Here is a 16,512-nt window from a genome sequence, read left to right on the forward strand (position 1 = left end):
GCGGGGAAGGAGAGCAACGGACATGGCAGAGGTTCTCGTCCTCGTCGACCACGTCGACGGTGAGGTCAAGAAGGTCACCCTGGAGCTGCTGACGGCGGCCCGTCGCCTCGGCGAGCCCGCCGCGGTGTGGGTGGGGCCCGGCCTGGAGGGCGCCAAGGAGAAGCTGGCCGAGTACGGCGCGGCCAAGATCTACGTCGCCGCGGACGAGGAGCTGACCTCCTACGTGGTGGCGCCCAAGGTGGAGCTGCTGGCCCAGCTGGTGGCCGACAAGTCCCCGGCGGGCGTGCTGGTGGCCGCCACCGGCGAGGGCAAGGAGATCGCCGGCCGCCTGGCGGTCAAGCTGGACTCCGGCGTGCTGACCGACGTGGTGGACGTCGCCGAGGGATTCGTCGGCGAGCACTCCATCTTCGGCGGTGCGATCATCGCGCACGCCAAGGTCAAGCGCGGCACCCCGATCGTGGCGGTGCGCCCGAACGCCATCGCCGCCGAGCCCGCCCCGGCCGCCGCGGCCGAGGAGCAGGTGTCGGTGACCCTGTCGGACGCCGCCAAGTCGGCGAAGATCGTCGAGAGGGTGGTGCAGGAGAAGGGCGAGCGCCCGGACCTCACCGAGGCCGCGGTCGTGGTCTCCGGCGGCCGGGGCGTCGGCAGCGCGGAGAACTTCAAGATCATCGAGGATCTGGCCGACGCGCTCGGCGGTGCGGTGGGCGCCTCCCGGGCCGCCACCGACGCCGGCTGGTACCCGCACCAGTTCCAGGTCGGGCAGACCGGTAAGACGGTGTCGCCGCAGCTGTACATCGCGGTCGGCATCTCCGGCGCCATCCAGCACCGGGCCGGCATGCAGACCTCCAAGACGATCGTGGCGATCAACAAGGACCCCGACGCGCCGATCTTCGAGCTGGTCGACTTCGGCGTGGTGGGCGACCTGTTCCAGGTGGCCCCGCAGCTCACCGAGGAGATCAACAAGCGCAAGTAGCCCTCAGGCGAGTCCTCGCAGAGGGTCCGCGTGCGGCGGCCGGTGACGGCGGAACGTTCCGCCGTCACCGGCCGCCGCCGGTTTCCGGCCCGGTCTTCGGCGGCTTTTCCTCCAGGGCGCGAGACTGGCGGAGGGCCGGAGGGGTAATTCCGTTATGTCGTCGAGACCTTGACGGTGCCGTTCTGGAACAGTCGGGCGCCATGTCCGCGTTGATCCAGTGGGTGTACCGGCCTGCGGACCCGAGGGAGCACATGAGCGCGATAGCCGATCGAAACAGGCGGGCCCGGTCGGTTCCGCAGGGGAGGCTGGCCACCGCCTCCCGTCCTCATCCGGTCCCGCCCGGCGCGGAGCTCGCGCTCACGGTGACCGACGTCGCCGAACTCGGCGACCGGTTGCGCGACAACATCGCCGGCGCGGTGCGGATGCCCGCCGAGGTGCTGGACGTGGTGCTGGCCACCGTGCTGGCATGCGGGCACCTGCTGGTGGAGGACCATCCCGGAGTCGGCAAGACCCAGCTCGCCCGGACCCTGGCGCGCAGCCTGGACGGCCGGTTCTCCCGGATCCAGGCCACCGTGGACCTGCTGCCCGCCGACATCATCGGCGCCAACATCTGGCAGGCCGACTCGGCGACGTTCGAGTTCCGGCCCGGCCCGGTGTTCGCCAACGTGGTGCTGGTCGACGAGATCAACCGGGCCACCCCCAAGACCCAGTCGGGACTGCTGGAGGCGATGGAGGAGCGCCAGGTCACCGTGGACGGGGAGAGCCGGCCCATCCCGCCCCCGTTCATCGTGATCGCCACCCAGAACCCGACCGCCGGATACGACGGCACCTATCCGCTGCCGCCCGCCCAGCTCGACCGGTTCCTGGCGGTGGTCTCGCTCGGCTACCCCACGCCGGAACAGGAGATGTCGCTGCTGCGGGCCGGCCCCGAGCCGGAGGTGAGCGCGGTCGCCGACCCGACGCTGCTGCTGGCCGCCCAGCAGACGGTCGCCGCGGTGCACGCCTCCGACGAGCTGCTGCGGTACGTGGTGGACCTGCTGTCCGCCACGCGCGTCCACCCGCTCGCCGCGGTCGGCGCCAGCCCGCGCGCCGGGCTGCTGCTGCTGGCCGCCGCCCGGGCGGCGGCGGCCCTGGACGGGCGGGAGTTCGTGCTGCCCGACGACGTGCAGACCATGGCCCGTCCGGTGCTGACCCACCGCATCCAGCCCTCCGGGGCGGGCGGGGCCGACGCCCAGGCCGAGATCGTCGAGGACGTGCTGGCCAAAGTCCGGGCCCGATGAGAGCCGCGACCTGGCTGCTGTGCACGGCGGTGCTGGTGTTCGTCGCCGGCGCGCTGCCCTCGCTGGCGTTGTTCGCGCTGGCGGTGGGGATGCTGCTGCTGACGCTCGGGGCGGCGGCGTCCGTGCTGGTCGCCCGCGTGCGGGTGCGGGCCGACCGGACCGTGCTGGAACGCGAGTTCACCGAAGGGCGGCCGCTGCGGCTGCGCTTCGAGGTGAGCATGCCGTCATGGCTGCCGGTCCGCCTGCACGTCCGGGTGGCCCGGCGGCTGTGGGCGGAGGTGGACGGGGGCGGGGTGGTGGAGCTGCCCCTCGAACGGCGCGGCGCCTACCGGATCGAGCCGTCGGTCCTGCGGATCGGCGACGCCCTGGGGATCTTCCGGAGCACCGTCCGGGTCGGGACGCCGGAAGAGGTGCTGGTGCTGCCGCTGCCGGAGGGCGGCGGGCACGCCCCGCCGGCCCGCGGCCGGGCCGCCGAGGAGACCGAGCCGGACGGGCTGCGCCCCTATGTGCCGGGGACCTCGGTCAGCCGGATCCACTGGCTGTCCCTGGCGCGCGGCCAGGGGCTGCACGAGCGGCGGCTGGGGCCGCCGCCGGCCGGGCTGCCGCTGGTGGTGATCGACACCGCCGGGCTCACCGACCCCGGGGAGGTCGACTGGGTGGCCCGGACCGCCGCCGGGCACGTGCGGCGGCTGGCCCGCGACGGCGGCTGCGCGGTGCTGCTGCCCGGTGACGCCGCCCCGGCCGCCGTCGTCGACGAGGACTCCTGGCGGGCGTTGCACCGCAGGCTGGCGACGCTGGAGGCGGGCGGCCCCGCCCCCGCCGCCGTCGGCCCCGACGTCGTCGTCATCCGCTTCCCCGCCGGCCTGCCGCCGGGACCGCGCCCGCTGCCCCCGCCCCCGGGCGTCGTCCCGATCCCGGCCGGCCCGCCCGCGGGCGCGCCGGCGGACGGGACCGGACGGTGGAGGAGGGACGTCGGCCGCCGGCGGGGGGAGGCGCCCTCCTTCTCCGGAGGGAGGCGGCGGTGGTGATCCGCGCCGCAGGACTGCTGGCGGCGGTCGCGGCGGCGATGGGGGCCTGGTCGGCGCTGCTCGGTGCGAGCGTGCTGTGGGGCTGGGTGGCCGCGATCGCCGCCGCGGCGGTCGTGATCTGGGGCCGTGCCGTCACCCGCCTGGTCGGGCTGCTGGTGCCGGCCTGGCCGCCGATCGCGATCCTGGCCGGGGGCGCGCCGCCTCGGGCGCTGTGGCCGGGGGAGTGGCCGGAGGTCGCCTCGGCGCTGTCGGACGGGTTCGACCGGCTGGCGACCCTCGGGCCCGGCCACGCCGCGGGAGACCCGTGGCCGGCGGCGGTGTGGCTGATGCTGGCCGGGCTGGTGTGGCTGGCGGCGGCCGCGGTGGCGGCCAGCGCGCCGCGTTCCGCGGTCCGCCAGACCGCGGCGCTGTCCCTGGCGGTGCTGCCGTGGGCGATCGCGGTGATGGTCCGGCAGACCGACGAGACGTCCTGGCAGGGCGCCGCGGTGGTGCTGGCGGTCGCGTCGTGGTTCGCGCCGGGCGCCGCCCGCCGATCCGCCGCCGCCCGGCCGATGGCGGTGCTCGGTGTGCTCGCCGCGCTGCTGGCAGGGGCCGTGGCGCACGTCGCCGGGCCGCGCGTCCAGTGGTTCGCCGTCGACGACATGATCGACCGGGAGCCCCAGTTCGCCACGCTGGACACCGCCCAGACCTACGGCCCGCTGCGCGGCCGGAGGACCGGCGCGACCATGCTGGAGATCTCCTCCCCGCAGCCTGCGCTGTGGCGGATGCAGGTGCTGGAGCGGTTCGGCTGGCGCGGCTGGGAGGTCGGCGGCAGGTTCCTGCGCGAGGAGCTGCCCCAGCCCGCCGCCCGGACGGTCGAGGTGGAGGTGACCGTCCGCGGGCTGCGCAACGACATGGTCGTCGCGCCCGGCCGCATCGTCGGCCTCCAGGCCGGCGGCCGGGTCCTCCCCGGCTCCGGGGAGGCCTGGCGGATCGCCCCGATGCCCGGGGCCGGCGACGTGTACCGGGTGCGCAGCCAGGTGGTCACCGCCGATCCCGCCGTGCTGCGGAACGCCCCGCAGCCCCAGGACGACCCCCGGCTCGACGCCTACACCCGGCTCCGCGACACGTGGAGCGGGGAGTGGCCGCGCCGCGGGCCGGGCTCGTTCGGCGGCCCCTTCGATCCCGAGGAACCCGCCGGGCTCTACCGGGGCTGGCTCCGCTACAGCTGGTACGGCCAGGTGGCCGATCTCGCCGAGACGGTGACGGCGGGGGCCCGCACCCAGTACGAGAAGGTCGAGCGGGTCCAGCGGTTCCTGACCCGGGACGGGGGGTTCCGCTACTCCACCGAGGTGGAGCGCACCTCGCGCCCGCCGCTGGCGGACTTCCTGCTGCGCACCCGCACCGGCTACTGCCAGCACTTCGCGGGCGCCGCCGCGCTGATGCTGCGGATGGTGGGCGTGCCCAGCCGGGTCGTTGTCGGGTTCGCCACCGGCGTCGAGCAGGACGGCCGGTACGTGGTGCGCGACGCCGACGCGCACGCGTGGATCGAGGTCTACTTCTCCGGGGTCGGCTGGGTCCCGTTCAACCCCACGCCCGCCGCCGCCGACGCCGTCGTGGACCCCTCCCTCGACCCGTTCGCCCCGCCGGCCTCCGCCGAGCGGAACGGCCGGGCCGCCCTGCTGCCCGGGGCGGTGCTGGCCCTGGTGCTGATCATCGCCCTGGTGCTCACCGTCCGGCGGGGCGGCTCCGGTTCGGCCCGTTCCGGTCGCGAGCGCGCCGACCGTCTGCTGGAGCGCTTCGCCCGCGCCGACGGCGATCCCGTCCGCCCCGGCACCACGCTGCGGCAGTTGCGCGTCCGGCTGGCCCGGATCGGGCCGCGGATCGCCGAGACGGCGGCCGAGTTCGAACGCGACCGCTACGGCCCGGGGGGCGGTCCTCCGCTCCGGCGTCCGGTGCTGCGGGTGCTGCGGGCCGCCGTGCGCGATCTCGGCCCGGTGCGGACCCTGCTGCTCCTGGCGGGACGGCCCGTCACGCCCCCCGCCGCGGGCGGGGCGCGTCGCCTCCCGCCGTTCCGCCGCGCCCCCGAAGGCGCCTCCGAAACGACGTCTCCGGCGGAGCGGCCGCACGGGCGCGCCTCCTCGGGGGAGCGGCTGCTCCGCTGAGGAGGCGCCGGACCGGGTCAGGCGGCCAGCGCCCGTTCGCCGTCGGCCGCGTCGCGGGACGCGGCGGCGCGGACGTCCGCCAGATCGGAGACCGCCCCGATCGGCAGCATCGCCGAACCGGCCGCGATCAGCAGCGCGAACAGCGCCACCAGGCTCAGCCCGCCGCGCAGGGAGGTCGCCTCGGCCAGCCAGCCGATCAGCACCGGACCGACCAGCAGCCCGCCGTAGCCCATCGCGCTGACCTGGGCGACCGAGGCGTCCGAGCGGCCCGGCGCGGCCGTGCCCGCCAGCGAGATCAGCGTGGGCACGATCGTGCAGACCGCCAGTCCGGTGAACACGAAGCCCGCCAGCGCCACCGGGGTCGCGGGGGCGCCGAGCACGACGCCGGTCCCGGCCGCCGTGCCCAGGCTCGCGGCCACCAGCAGGCGCCGGGTGCCCAGCAGCGTCCGCACCCGGTCGCCGACCAGCCGGCCCGCCAGCATCGCCGCCTCGAACAGCGGATAGCCCAGCGCCGCCACCCATTCGGCCGTGCGCAGCTCCCCGTGCAGCAGCAGCCCGCTCCAGTCGGCCACCGCGCCCTCGGTCAGGAACGCCATGAACGCCAGCGCCCCGATCACGTACACCGCGACCGGCAGCCGGGCCCGTCCGCCGCTCGTGCGGGCGGCCGGGCGGGCGCCGTCGTCCAGGTAGGTCCGTCCCAGCGCCAGCGCGACCGGGACGGCGGCCAGCGCCACCCCCAGGACCGTCTGGGTGTACGACAGCCCGATGAACGCCGTCAGCGCCCCGAACAGTCCGCCGGACATCGCGCCCACGCACCAGCCGGCGTGCATCCCGCTCATCAGCGGCCTCCGGTACGCCCGTTCCACCACGCTGNCTCATCAGCGGCCTCCGGTACGCCCGTTCCACCACGCTGGCCTGGGCGTTCATCGCCACGTCCATGACCCCGAAGGACATGCCGAACGCCGCCACCGCCGCCAGCAGCAGCCGGTAGTCCGGGGCCAGCGCCACCAGCGCCGCCGTCGCCCCCGACAGCGGCGCCGCCGCCCGGAGCACCGCCCGGCTCCCGGCGCGCGCGATCACCCCGCGCAGTCCCTGCATCGCCGCCAGGGCGGCCACGCCCCAGACCAGCAGCACGGTGCCGGCGGCGCCCGGGCCGATGTCGAATTTGCCGGTCAGGGCGGGCATGCGGGACACCCACACGCCGCACAGCAGGCCGCCGAGGGCGAAGGTGGAGAATGCCCCGGCTCGTGCCCGAAACAGCACTTTCACTCCTTTCATCTCGGGGGTGACCCGCACGCCCCGCCCGCCATGCCGGCGGCGCTCCTTTTGGCCCGTTCCAAAGAGCGCGCTGCGGGCGGGCCGCCCGCGGAACGCTTGAGAGCACCCCGTCCCTCCGGCACGGGTGCCGGGGCGTCGGGCGGGGCCGGCTTCGGGCCCCTCGGCGGCGGCTTCGGGCCGCCGCCGCTCGTCGGGCGGTGGAGGGCCGGCGCCGTCTCCCGGCGCCGGTCCGGGGTGCGAACGGGGGAACGTCGCGGGGCGAGGGGCACCCTCTGGTGGTCCTGCGGTCGGTGTCGTTCGGTCTCGGATCGGTTCGGCGGTCGGCCCGGCCGCGGCTCGACCGGGGTCCCGGCCCGGCCTGCACCGAGGTCCCGGGCGGGATCGGGGCCCTCACGGCCGGAGGCGCGGCCCGCTCCGGCCGGGATCGATGAGCGGTCCGGTCAGGGCTCGGGGGCCTCCCGACCGGATTCGGCGGGCGGCTCCGGGCGGGGCGTCTCCGCCGTGGCCGGGACGCCGCCCTCCGCAGGGTCCGCCGGCGCCCCGCCCGGAGGCGGAAGGTCCTGGGCGGGGGTCGCCATGGCCAGCAGGCGACGTTCGAGGGCCTGCCACTCCTGCTCGTCGTAGACGTCGGGGGCGTGGCTGACGACCTCCCACAGGCCCTCGGCCGCCAGGCGGACGACCATCGCGGTGATCGGGTCGGGCTCGCGGGCCGGGTCGACGCGGTGCCAGCGCGCCATCGCCTCGCGGAGCGGGGCGATCAGCTCCGGATCCGCGGCGGCCGCGGTGATGGCCGACCAGCGTCGGCGGGTCCGGCCGCCGTCGGCGCCCCCCAGCACGTGGAACGTCGCGCGCACATAGGCGCGGGTGTAGGAGCCGGGGGAGCCGTCGTCCAGCTCGGCCACGAGGGCGTCGAACTCCTCGATGACCCGCGAGACCATCGCCCTGATCAGGGCTTCCTTGGTGGGGAAGTGGTACAGCAGGCCGCCCTTGCTGACGCCGGCGCGCCGCGCGACGGCCGACAGCGTCAGCGCGGCGGTGCCGTGCTCGAACAGCACGGCCTCGGCGGCGTCGAGGAGGGCGGCGCGTTTCACGGCCCCTTACTGTACCGTCCGGACGGTACAGTGCCAACCGGACGGCCGCGCGGCCGTCCGGCCGCGGGGCGCGGCTACTGTGGACGTGTGGTGACCTACCTCGACCATGCCGCGACCACCCCCATGCTGCCCGAGGCCGTCGAGGCGATGACCGCGGAGTTGGGCAGGCTCGGCAACCCCTCCTCGCTGCACGCCGTGGGCCGTCGCGCCCGCCGAGTGGTGGAGGAGTCCCGCGAGATCATCGCCGAGGCGTTCGACGCCCGTCCCAGCGAGGTGATCTTCACCGGGGGCGGCACCGAGGCCGACAACCTGGCCGTCAAGGGCATCTACTGGGCGCGCCGAGCCGCCGATCCGGCCCGGATCCGGATTCTCGCCAGCGCCGTCGAGCATCATGCGGTGCTGGACGCGGTGCAGTGGCTGGCCGACCACGAGGGGGCCCGCGTGGAGTGGATCCCGGTGGACGGCACCGGCCGGGTGGACCCCGCCGTGGTCAAGGAGATGATCGGTCCGCGCGGCGGCGACGACATCGCGCTGATCACCGTGATGTGGGCCAACAACGAGGTCGGCACCGTTCAGCCGATCGCCGAGCTGGCCGCCCTGGCCCGCGAGCACGACATCCCGTTCCACACCGACGCGGTCCAGGCCGCCGGGCAGCTCCCGGTCGCCTTCGCCGCCTCCGGAGTGCAGGCCCTCACCCTGTCGGGGCACAAGCTCGGCGGACCGCTCGGGGTGGGCGCGCTGCTGCTGGCCAAGGGCACCGATCCGGTCCCGGTGCTGCACGGCGGCGGCCAGGAGCGGGACGTGCGCTCCGGCACCCTCGACACCCCCGCCATCGCCGGGCTGGCCGCCGCGGTCCAGGTCGCACGCGCCCGCCGGGACGAGGAGGCCCGCCGCCTCACCGAACTGCGCGACACCCTGATCGCCCGGGTCAAGGCCGCCGTTCCCGACGCCGTGCTGAACGGCGACCCGGTGCACCGGCTGCCCGGCAACGCCCACCTGTCCTTCCCCGGCTGCGAGGGCGACGCGCTGCTGATGCTGCTGGACGCCCATGGCATCGAATGCTCCACCGGGTCGGCCTGCTCGGCGGGCGTCGCGCAGCCCAGCCACGTGCTGCTGGCGATGGGCGCGAGCGTCGAACGCGCCCGCGGCTCGCTGCGCTTCAGCCTCGGCCACACCTCTACCGAGGCCGACGTGGACGCCCTCGCCGCGGTCATCGGCCAGGTCGTCGAACGCGCCCGGCGCGCCGGCCTCGGCTGACTCCTCGCGGCCAGCCTCCGGCGGGCCCCGGGGCGGAGGCGGGCCGGTCGCCGCGTCCCGCGGGCCCGGCTAGGGCCGGTAGGGGGCCAGCGCCCGCCAGCCCGGGTCGGGGGCCGAGGCCACCTTGGCCTTGCCCTCCGGCCAGCCGGCCGCCAGCTGGTCCAGGCGGGCCAGCACCCCGGAGTCGGGATCGGCGTACAGGTGGAACACCCGCAGCCCGTCACCGGTCTCCCGCACCGCCAGCACCGCGTCCGGCTCCAGGGCCTCCAGCTTGCGCTCGAACTCCCGCAGCGCCGAGGCGGACGGCTCCACCGGCAGCCGGTCGGGGTTGCTGTGCGCGTACGGCACCGACACCGCCACGTGCAGGTCGCACAGCGGATGGTCCTGCCGGTGCAGCGGGAAGCGGGCCCCCAGCCGGGCCGGGTGCCCGCGCGGGGTGCGGCCCTCGCCCGACAGCCAGGTCGGCTCCCGGAACGGCTCGGACACCTGCGACACCACCGCCGGCAGCATGGTCGGCGGCAGCGAGTCCATCGGCTCCTCGGCGGCGATGGCGACGTCGCCGACCCAGCGGGCCACGTCGTCCTCGCCCAGCGCCCAGATCAGCACGTGCTCGGCGACCTGGTCGCGGACGTCCTCGGCCACGAACAGGAAATCCGGGTGGTAGACGACGACGTGGATGCGCGCCCGCCCGTGGTCCACCCGCATGCCCAGCCGCACGTACTCCAGGTCGAACTCATGATCGCCCAGCACCAGCCGCTGCCGCAGCATCTCCGGGTCGGGCTGACGCGCCGGGTACAGCGCCCAGCCGCCGGTGTCGGCGGGCGCGGCCCGCACCCAGCGCTCGGCCAGCCCGCGCAGCTCGGCGTCGCCGCCGCCGCTCACGGTCAGCGACGGGGCGCCGTCGTCCGGGCGTCCGATCTCCCACTGCAGGCCCTGATGGATCTTGCGCACCCGCAGCGACATCTCCTCGACCAGCTCGGTCGACAGCCCTTCGCCGAGCGCGGCCTCGATGTCCGCGCGCGTCTGGGCCCACCAGTCCCAGAACTCGGTGATCGCGGGGGCCGGGGTCGGATGCGATGTGTCGCGCGGTCGGCGGAAGAGTCCCATAGAGGAGCAATCGTATTGCCCTTCGCGGACGCCGGTGGGGGCGAGGCGGAAGCCGCCGCCGGATCGGCGCGGGGGCGCCGCGGGGACGCGTAGCCTGGAGAGGTCATGACTTTGCGCGTACTCGCCGCCATGTCGGGCGGCGTCGATTCAGCGGTGGCCGCCGCCCGCGCCGTCGAGGCGGGCCACGAGGTGACCGGCGTCCACATGGCCCTGTCCAGCAACCCCAAGTCCTACCGGACGGGGGCGCGGGGCTGTTGCACCCTGGAGGACTCCCGGGACGCCCGCCGCGCCGCCGACGTGATCGGCATCCCCTTCTACGTGTGGGATCTGGCCGAGCGGTTCGACCGTGACGTGGTGCAGGACTTCGTCAGCGAGTACGCCGCCGGCCGGACCCCCAACCCCTGCCTGCGCTGCAACGAGAAGATCAAGTTCGCCGCGCTGCTGGACAGGGCGCTGGCGCTGGGCTTCGACGCGGTCTGCACCGGCCACTACGCCCGGCTGGAGAACGGCGTGCTGCGACGCGGGGTGGACGAGGCCAAGGACCAGTCCTACGTGCTGGCCGTGTGCACCCCCGAGCAGCTGGCGCACGCGATGTTCCCGCTGGGCGGCTCCACCAAGGCCGAGATCCGCCGCGAGGCCGAGCGGCGCGGGCTGCGGGTCGCCGACAAGCCCGACAGCCACGACATCTGCTTCATCGCCGACGGCGACACCCGCGCGTTCCTGACCGAGCGGCTCGGCCCCGCGCCCGGCCCGATCGTGGACGTCTCCGGCGAGGTCGTCGGCGAGCACCAGGGCGCCTACGCCTACACCGTCGGCCAGCGCCGCGGCCTGCGCATCGGCCGGCCCGCCCCGGACGGCAGGCCCCGCTACGTGCTGGACGTCTCCCCGGCGACCAACACCGTGACGGTGGGGCCGCGCGAGGCCCTGGACGTGCACGAGATCGTGGGGGAGCGGCCGGTGTGGCTGTCCCCCCGCCCCGACGGCCCGCTGGAGTGCCGGGTCCAGCTGCGCGCGCACGGCGAGGTGTACGACTGCACCGTCGAGACGGACGACGACCGGTTGCGGATCCGCCTGCGCTCCCCGGCGCGAGGGGTCGCCAGGGGGCAGGCCGCCGTCCTGTACGACGGGGACCGGGTGCTGGGGTCGGCGACCATCGCGGAGACCTCGCGGGTGCAGCGGTGAGATCACCGAAGGTACCGTCTGAGGCATGGACTTCGGAGTCTCGACCTTCATCACCGACGAGGGCATCGGTCCGGCCGAGCTCGGCAGGGCGCTGGAGGAGCGCGGGTTCGCCGCGCTGTTCGTGGCCGAGCACACCCACATCCCGGTGCGCCGCGAGTCGCCCTGGCCGGGCGGCGGCGAGCTGCCGCGGGTGTACTACCGCACGTTCGACCCGTTCGTGGCGCTGACCGCGGCGGCCGTGGCCACCGAACGGCTGCAGGTCGGCACCGGCATCGCCCTGGTGATCCAGCGCGACCCGATCATCCTGGCCAAGGAGGTCGCCTCGCTGGACCGGGTGTCGAACGGCCGCGCGATCCTCGGCGTCGGGGCGGGCTGGAACCGCGAGGAGATGCGCAACCACGGCACCGATCCGCGCACCCGGATGCGGCTGATGCGCGAGCGGGTGCTGGCGGTCAAAGAGCTGTGGACCAAGGACGAGGCCTCCTTCCACGGCGAGTTCGTGAACTTCGACCCGGTGTTCAGCTGGCCCAAGCCGGTGCAGGACCCGCACCCGCCGGTGCTGGTGGGCGGCTCGGGCCCGACCACGTTCGACCGGGTGATCGACTTCGGCGACGGGTGGATGCCCATCTACGGGCGCGACACCGAGGACCTGGCCGCCAAGATCGACGAGCTGCGCCAGCGGGCGGGGCGCCGGGTGCCGGTGACGATGTTCGGCACGCCGCCCAAGCCCGAGGCGATCGACGAATGCCGGAAGGCCGGGGTGGACCGGGTGCTGTTCGGGCTGCCCACCGAGCCCGCCGACGCCACGCGGCGCAGGCTGGACGAGATGGCGGCGTTGATCGGCTCCTAGGCTGAGGGGACGTGGCCGAGAACACGACGTATCCATGGGAGCCGGGCGCCGCGACCGGGGTCGGCTCCTACCCGGGCCGGGATCCGGCGGAGGCGCTGCGGGTGGTCCTCGGCGAGCTGCCCGGCCTGCCGCATCTGCCGGAGCTGCCCGCCCGAGGCCCCGGGGCGGACCTGATCGGCCGCACCGCGGGACTGCTGGTGGACCTGCCGGTGGAGCTGCAGCCGTCCGGCTGGCGGCTCACCGGCCGGTCCGGCCGGGACCTGCGGCGCGCCCACGACCGCATGGCGCACGACCTGGACGTCCTGGAGGAGCTCGCGGGCTCCTGCGAGGGGCCGCTGAAGATCCAGGTCTGCGGCCCGTGGACGCTGGCCGCCGCCGTCGAGCTGCCGAACGGCGAACGGACGCTGAAGGACCCCGGCGCGGTCCGCGATCTGATCGCCTCCCTCGCCGAGGGGACGGCCCGGCACGTCGCCGAGGTGCGCCGGCGCGTGCCGAAGGCGCGGATCCTGCTGCAGCTCGACGAGCCGGGGCTGCCCGCCGTGCTGGCCGGGACGGTCCCCACGGCCAGCGGCCTGTCCCGGCTGCCCGCCGTGGAGGGGCCGGTCGCCGAGGACGGGCTGCGCCGGGTCATCGAGGCGGCCGTCGAGGAGGCCGGGGCGTGGCCGCTGGTGCACTGCTGCGCCCGCGACGTGCCGTACGCGCTGCTGCGCGCGGCGGGCGCCAAGGGCATCTCGGTCGATCTGCGCCTGGTGCCGGACCGGGACGACGACCCGATCGGAGAGGCCGTCGACGCCGGGATCGCGCTGTTCCTCGGCGTGCTGCCGGGGACGGACGCCGCGCTGCCGCCGTTGCAGACGACCGCCGGGCCGGTGCGCGAGCTGTGGCGGCGGCTGGGGTTCCCGGAGCGGCGGCTCGGCGAGCAGGTGGTGGTCACTCCGGCCTGCGGGCTGGCGGGGGCCTCTCCGGCGTATGTGCGCGCCGCCCTGGAGCGCTGCCGGGAGACGGCCCGCACCCTGCACGAGGCCCCGGAGTGACGGGCGACGCGACGATGGGCGACGACGCCGGGGCGTCCGTGCCGCGGGGCACGGACGCCCCGGCGCGGGGTCGGCGGGCGCGGTGCGCCGCCGACCCCGAGGGCGCGTCATCGGCGCGGGTCAGGAGCGGGTGAAGTCGGCGATCTGCCCCAGGACGATGGGGTCGACCAGGAACCCGAGGTGGGTCTGGCAGGCGACGAAGTTGTTGGTCGCGCCGCTCAGCCGGGTGCTGGTGTAGGGGATGATGATGCCGTCGCAGGGCGAGTACCAGGTGGCGTAGCGGGTGTCGCCGGGGGTCTCGTCGCCGCTGGTGATCTGGGCGATGAACGACGAGCCCGGGTACATCTGCTGGCAGGTGGTGAAGATCAGGCAGGCGGCCGCGTAGGTGGTGCCGTGGTTGGCCCCGGCGATCGAGGCCAGCCGGCCGACGTTGGGGTGCCCGTTCAGGACCTTCAGGTAGTACAGGCTGACCAGCCCGCCCATGGAGTGGTTGACGATGTCGACCTGGGAGGCCCCGGTCCGGGCCTTGACCTGCTCGACGTAACTGGCCAGGCCGCGGGCGTTCTGCACGTTGTCGCCGTAGGAGTTGTACTCGTAGGCGAACAGCTGGTCGCTCCGGTAACCGTGGAGCCGGAACACCGACATGGCGGTCACCCAGTTGGACGCGCTGCCGGTGTAGCCGTGCACGAAGATCACGGGCCTGGTCGGCGCGGCCTGGGCCGCCGGCGTGATCGCGAATGTCGCCAGGGCCGCGATCAGGGCCGTGAGGATGCCGAACATCCGGCGCATGAGGGCCTCCTCGGAAAGACGGACGCAACGCTGTGAACGATGACTGACCGACCCCGTCGTGCACATCGGTGAAATCACCGGTGCGATCACCGGGGTCCCGGGCGGTCCGTTCGCCGGCCGCTCGCGACCGCCCGCGGGCGCCGGGCCCGCCTTTGCGCCGGGGCGCGCCGCCGCGGCCGAGCTCGGCGGTTTTGTCGGCGGCGCACGCGACAATGAGGGCCATGAGCGTGACAGGATCCGGGGTCCCGGCCGAGGCGGCCCAGCGGCACATGGAGCTGAGCCGCCGGATCGACGAGGCCAACTACCGCTACTACGTGCTCGACCGGCCGACGCTGAGCGACGCCGAGTACGACTCGTTGATGCGCGAGCTGCGCGAGCTGGAGGAGCGGCATCCGGCCCTGGTGACCCCGGATTCGCCGACGCAGCGGGTCGGCGCGCCGATCACCACCGACTTCGCCCCGGTCGAGCATCTGGAGCGGATGCAGAGCCTCGACAACGCGATGACCGACGAGGAGCTGCTGGCCTGGGGCGACCGGGTGGTCAAGGAGGTCGGCGCGGGCGCCTCGTATCTGTGCGAGCTCAAGATCGACGGGCTGGCGGTCGCGCTGGTCTACCGGGACGGGCGGCTGGTGCGCGGGGCGACCCGGGGCGACGGGCGCACCGGGGAGGACGTCACCAACAACATCCGCACCATCGACGTGGTCCCCGAGCGGCTGTCCGGCCGGGGCTGGCCGAGCCTGCTGGAGGTCCGCGGCGAGGTGTTCCTGACCGTGGAGGCGTTCGAGAAGATCAACGACGCCATGGCCGACCAGGGGCGGGAGCCGTTCGCCAACCCCCGCAACGCCGCCGCCGGATCGCTGCGGCAGAAGGACCCGCGGGTCACCGCGCGGCGTCCGCTGAGCATGCTGGTGCACGGGTTCGGCGCCTGGGAGGGCCGGGAGCGGCCGCGCAGCCAGGCCGAGGCGTACGAGCTGATGGGCGAGTGGGGGCTGCCGGTCAGCGAGCTGTACCGGGTGGTCGACGACCTGGACGGGGTGCGCGAGTACATCGCCTACTACGGCGAGCACCGGCACGAGCCCGCCTACGAGATCGACGGCGTGGTGGTCAAGGTCAACGAGCTCGCGCTGCAGCGCCGGCTGGGCTCCACGCTGCGGGCGCCGCGCTGGGCGGTCGCGTTCAAGTACCCGCCCGAGGAGGTCAACACCAAGCTGCTGGACATCAAGGTCGGCGTGGGGCGCACCGGCCGGGTCACCCCGTACGGGGTGATGGAGCCGATCAAGGTGGCCGGGTCCACGGTGGCGTACGCGACGCTGCACAACGCCTCCGAGGTCAAGCGCAAGGGCGTGCTGATCGGCGACACCGTGGTGCTGCGCAAGGCCGGCGACGTCATCCCCGAGATCGTCGCCCCGGTGACCGCGCTGCGCGACGGCACCGAGCGCGAGTTCCACATGCCCGAGACCTGTCCGGAGTGCGGCACGGAGCTGGCCTACGAGAAGGAGGGGGACGTCGACATCCGGTGTCCCAACGCCCGCTACTGCCCGGCCCAGCTCCGTGAGCGGCTGTATTACGTGGCCAGCCGGAACGCCCTGGACATCGAGGCGCTGGGCTATGTGGCGGCGACCGCGCTGACCCAGCCGCTGGAGCCGGCCGTCCCGCCGGTGCGCAACGAGGGCGATCTGTTCCACCTGACCGTGGACCGGCTGCTGCCGATCAAGACGGTGGTGCGCGATCAGCGCACCGGGCTGCCCAAGATCGACGAGAAGACCGGCGAGCAGAAGGTGGTGTCCTTCTTCGCCACCAAGGAGGGCAGGCCCAAGAAGATCGTCGAGACCCTGTTCGCCGAGCTGGAGAAGGCCAAGAAGCAGCCGCTGTGGCGGGTGCTGGTGGCGCTGTCGATCCGGCACGTGGGCCCCAAGGCGGCGCAGAGCCTGGCCCGCGAGTTCGGCTCGATGGACGCGATCATGGCGGCCGACGAGGAGGAGCTGGCCGCCGTCGACGGGGTGGGGCCGACCATCGCCGCCTCCATCAAGGCCTGGTTCGAGGTGGACTGGCACCGTGAGATCGTCGACAAGTGGCGTGCGGCCGGGGTGCGGATGGTCGACGAGGAGGCCGGCGGGCCGCGCCCGCTGGAGGGCGTCACGGTGGTGATCACCGGATCGCTGGAGAACTACAGCCGGGACTCGGCCACCGAGGCGGTGCAGCGGCGGGGCGGCAAGGTGACCGGCTCGGTCTCCAAGAAGACCGACTTCGTGGTCGTCGGCGACAATCCCGGGTCTAAATACGACAAAGCGCTCAAGCTGGGTGTTCCGGTGCTGGACGAGGACGGGTTCGGTGTCCTGCTCGAGCAGGGGCCGGAAGCGGCCAAGGCCGTAACGCAGCCCGCCGAGGGGTGATCCCTCCCCGGGATCCGCGGTGACCCGGCCTCGATGCGCAGGTCACCGCCCCGGCCCGGGGCGCGGTGGCGTGGACGGCCGCGACGGCGGGTCCCCGCGGAGTCGC

At 74.8% G+C, this 16,512-nt stretch carries 13 protein-coding genes; 9 read left to right on the plus strand and 4 right to left on the minus strand.

Annotated elements, in window-relative coordinates; translation table 11 throughout:
* The first annotated feature begins 22 nt into the window (after positions 1–22).
* From EIO00_RS03065 to EIO00_RS03080, 4 genes are all read left to right on the plus strand, one after another.
* Positions 23–973: an electron transfer flavoprotein subunit alpha/FixB family protein gene (locus EIO00_RS03065; protein ID WP_140175342.1), complete on the plus strand. Its 951-nt coding sequence runs from the start codon at positions 23–25 to the stop codon at positions 971–973.
* Between the two features lie 251 nt (positions 974–1,224).
* Positions 1,225–2,253: an AAA family ATPase gene (locus tag EIO00_RS03070; protein ID WP_140175343.1), complete on the plus strand. Its 1,029-nt coding sequence runs from the start codon at positions 1,225–1,227 to the stop codon at positions 2,251–2,253.
* Positions 2,250–3,281: a DUF58 domain-containing protein gene (locus EIO00_RS03075; protein WP_140175344.1), complete on the plus strand. Its 1,032-nt coding sequence runs from the start codon at positions 2,250–2,252 to the stop codon at positions 3,279–3,281. Before EIO00_RS03070 ends, EIO00_RS03075 begins: the two co-directional genes overlap by 4 nt.
* The gene (locus tag EIO00_RS03080) at positions 3,275–5,425 is read left to right on the plus strand and encodes a transglutaminase-like domain-containing protein (RefSeq protein ID WP_140175345.1); all 2,151 of its coding nucleotides are present in this window, start codon (positions 3,275–3,277) and stop codon (positions 5,423–5,425) included. The genes EIO00_RS03075 and EIO00_RS03080 overlap by 7 nt, the downstream gene beginning before the upstream one ends.
* A gap of 17 nt (positions 5,426–5,442) precedes the next feature.
* Here the strand turns inward: EIO00_RS03080 and EIO00_RS03085 are convergent, their stop codons facing one another.
* Complete coding sequence (locus tag EIO00_RS03085; RefSeq protein WP_241661080.1) at positions 5,443–6,294, minus strand: MFS transporter; 852 nt, start codon at positions 6,292–6,294, stop codon at positions 5,443–5,445.
* 849 nt (positions 6,295–7,143) lie between these two features.
* On the minus strand, positions 7,144–7,794 hold the full coding sequence (locus tag EIO00_RS03090) for a TetR/AcrR family transcriptional regulator (RefSeq protein WP_140175346.1): 651 nt from the start codon (positions 7,792–7,794) through the stop codon (positions 7,144–7,146).
* A gap of 90 nt (positions 7,795–7,884) precedes the next feature.
* On the opposite strand from EIO00_RS03090, the gene EIO00_RS03095 reads away from it, so the two are divergent.
* Positions 7,885–9,051, plus strand: coding sequence for a cysteine desulfurase family protein (locus EIO00_RS03095; RefSeq protein WP_140175420.1), 1,167 nt, complete (start codon positions 7,885–7,887; stop codon positions 9,049–9,051).
* A 69-nt stretch (positions 9,052–9,120) separates the two neighbouring features.
* Here EIO00_RS03095 and EIO00_RS03100 read toward each other — a convergent pair whose 3' ends face one another.
* Positions 9,121–10,158, minus strand: coding sequence for a DUF695 domain-containing protein (locus EIO00_RS03100; RefSeq protein ID WP_140175347.1), 1,038 nt, complete (start codon positions 10,156–10,158; stop codon positions 9,121–9,123).
* Positions 10,159–10,263: 105 nt separating this feature from the next.
* On the opposite strand from EIO00_RS03100, the gene mnmA reads away from it, so the two are divergent.
* Genes mnmA through EIO00_RS03115 form a run of 3 tightly spaced genes read left to right on the plus strand, consistent with a single transcriptional unit; the run spans position 10,264 to position 13,224 of the window.
* Positions 10,264–11,340: a tRNA 2-thiouridine(34) synthase MnmA gene (gene mnmA / locus EIO00_RS03105; RefSeq protein ID WP_175596106.1), complete on the plus strand. Its 1,077-nt coding sequence runs from the start codon at positions 10,264–10,266 to the stop codon at positions 11,338–11,340.
* Between the two features lie 25 nt (positions 11,341–11,365).
* Positions 11,366–12,190, plus strand: a complete 825-nt coding sequence (locus EIO00_RS03110) for an LLM class F420-dependent oxidoreductase (protein ID WP_140175348.1) — start codon at positions 11,366–11,368, stop codon at positions 12,188–12,190.
* Between the two features lie 11 nt (positions 12,191–12,201).
* Positions 12,202–13,224 carry a methionine synthase gene (locus EIO00_RS03115; RefSeq protein WP_140175349.1) on the plus strand — a complete coding sequence of 341 codons (1,023 nt, stop codon included), beginning with the start codon at positions 12,202–12,204 and terminating at the stop codon, positions 13,222–13,224.
* Positions 13,225–13,344: 120 nt separating this feature from the next.
* On the opposite strand, the gene EIO00_RS03120 is transcribed toward EIO00_RS03115, so the two are convergent.
* Complete coding sequence (locus tag EIO00_RS03120; RefSeq protein WP_140175350.1) at positions 13,345–14,013, minus strand: esterase/lipase family protein; 669 nt, start codon at positions 14,011–14,013, stop codon at positions 13,345–13,347.
* A 221-nt stretch (positions 14,014–14,234) separates the two neighbouring features.
* On the opposite strand from EIO00_RS03120, the gene ligA reads away from it, so the two are divergent.
* Positions 14,235–16,406 (plus strand): NAD-dependent DNA ligase LigA, encoded by a 2,172-nt coding sequence (gene ligA, locus EIO00_RS03125; RefSeq protein ID WP_140175351.1) that lies wholly within the window; start codon positions 14,235–14,237, stop codon positions 16,404–16,406.
* Positions 16,407–16,512: the final 106 nt, after the last annotated feature.

It is taken from the genome of Thermomonospora catenispora (assembly GCF_006363815.1).
Lineage (GTDB): Bacteria > Actinomycetota > Actinomycetes > Streptosporangiales > Streptosporangiaceae > Thermomonospora > Thermomonospora catenispora.

Coding starts and splice junctions, on each gene's coding strand:
- EIO00_RS03065 (WP_140175342.1), top strand. CDS start 23: ATGGCAGAGGTTCTCGTCCTCGTCGACCACGTCGACGGTGAGGTCAAG.
- EIO00_RS03070 (WP_140175343.1), top strand. CDS start 1,225: ATGAGCGCGATAGCCGATCGAAACAGGCGGGCCCGGTCGGTTCCGCAG.
- EIO00_RS03075 (WP_140175344.1), top strand. CDS start 2,250: ATGAGAGCCGCGACCTGGCTGCTGTGCACGGCGGTGCTGGTGTTCGTC.
- EIO00_RS03100 (WP_140175347.1), bottom strand. CDS start 10,158: ATGGGACTCTTCCGCCGACCGCGCGACACATCGCATCCGACCCCGGCC.
- mnmA (WP_175596106.1), top strand. CDS start 10,264: ATGACTTTGCGCGTACTCGCCGCCATGTCGGGCGGCGTCGATTCAGCG.
- EIO00_RS03110 (WP_140175348.1), top strand. CDS start 11,366: ATGGACTTCGGAGTCTCGACCTTCATCACCGACGAGGGCATCGGTCCG.
- EIO00_RS03120 (WP_140175350.1), bottom strand. CDS start 14,013: ATGCGCCGGATGTTCGGCATCCTCACGGCCCTGATCGCGGCCCTGGCG.
- ligA (WP_140175351.1), top strand. CDS start 14,235: ATGAGCGTGACAGGATCCGGGGTCCCGGCCGAGGCGGCCCAGCGGCAC.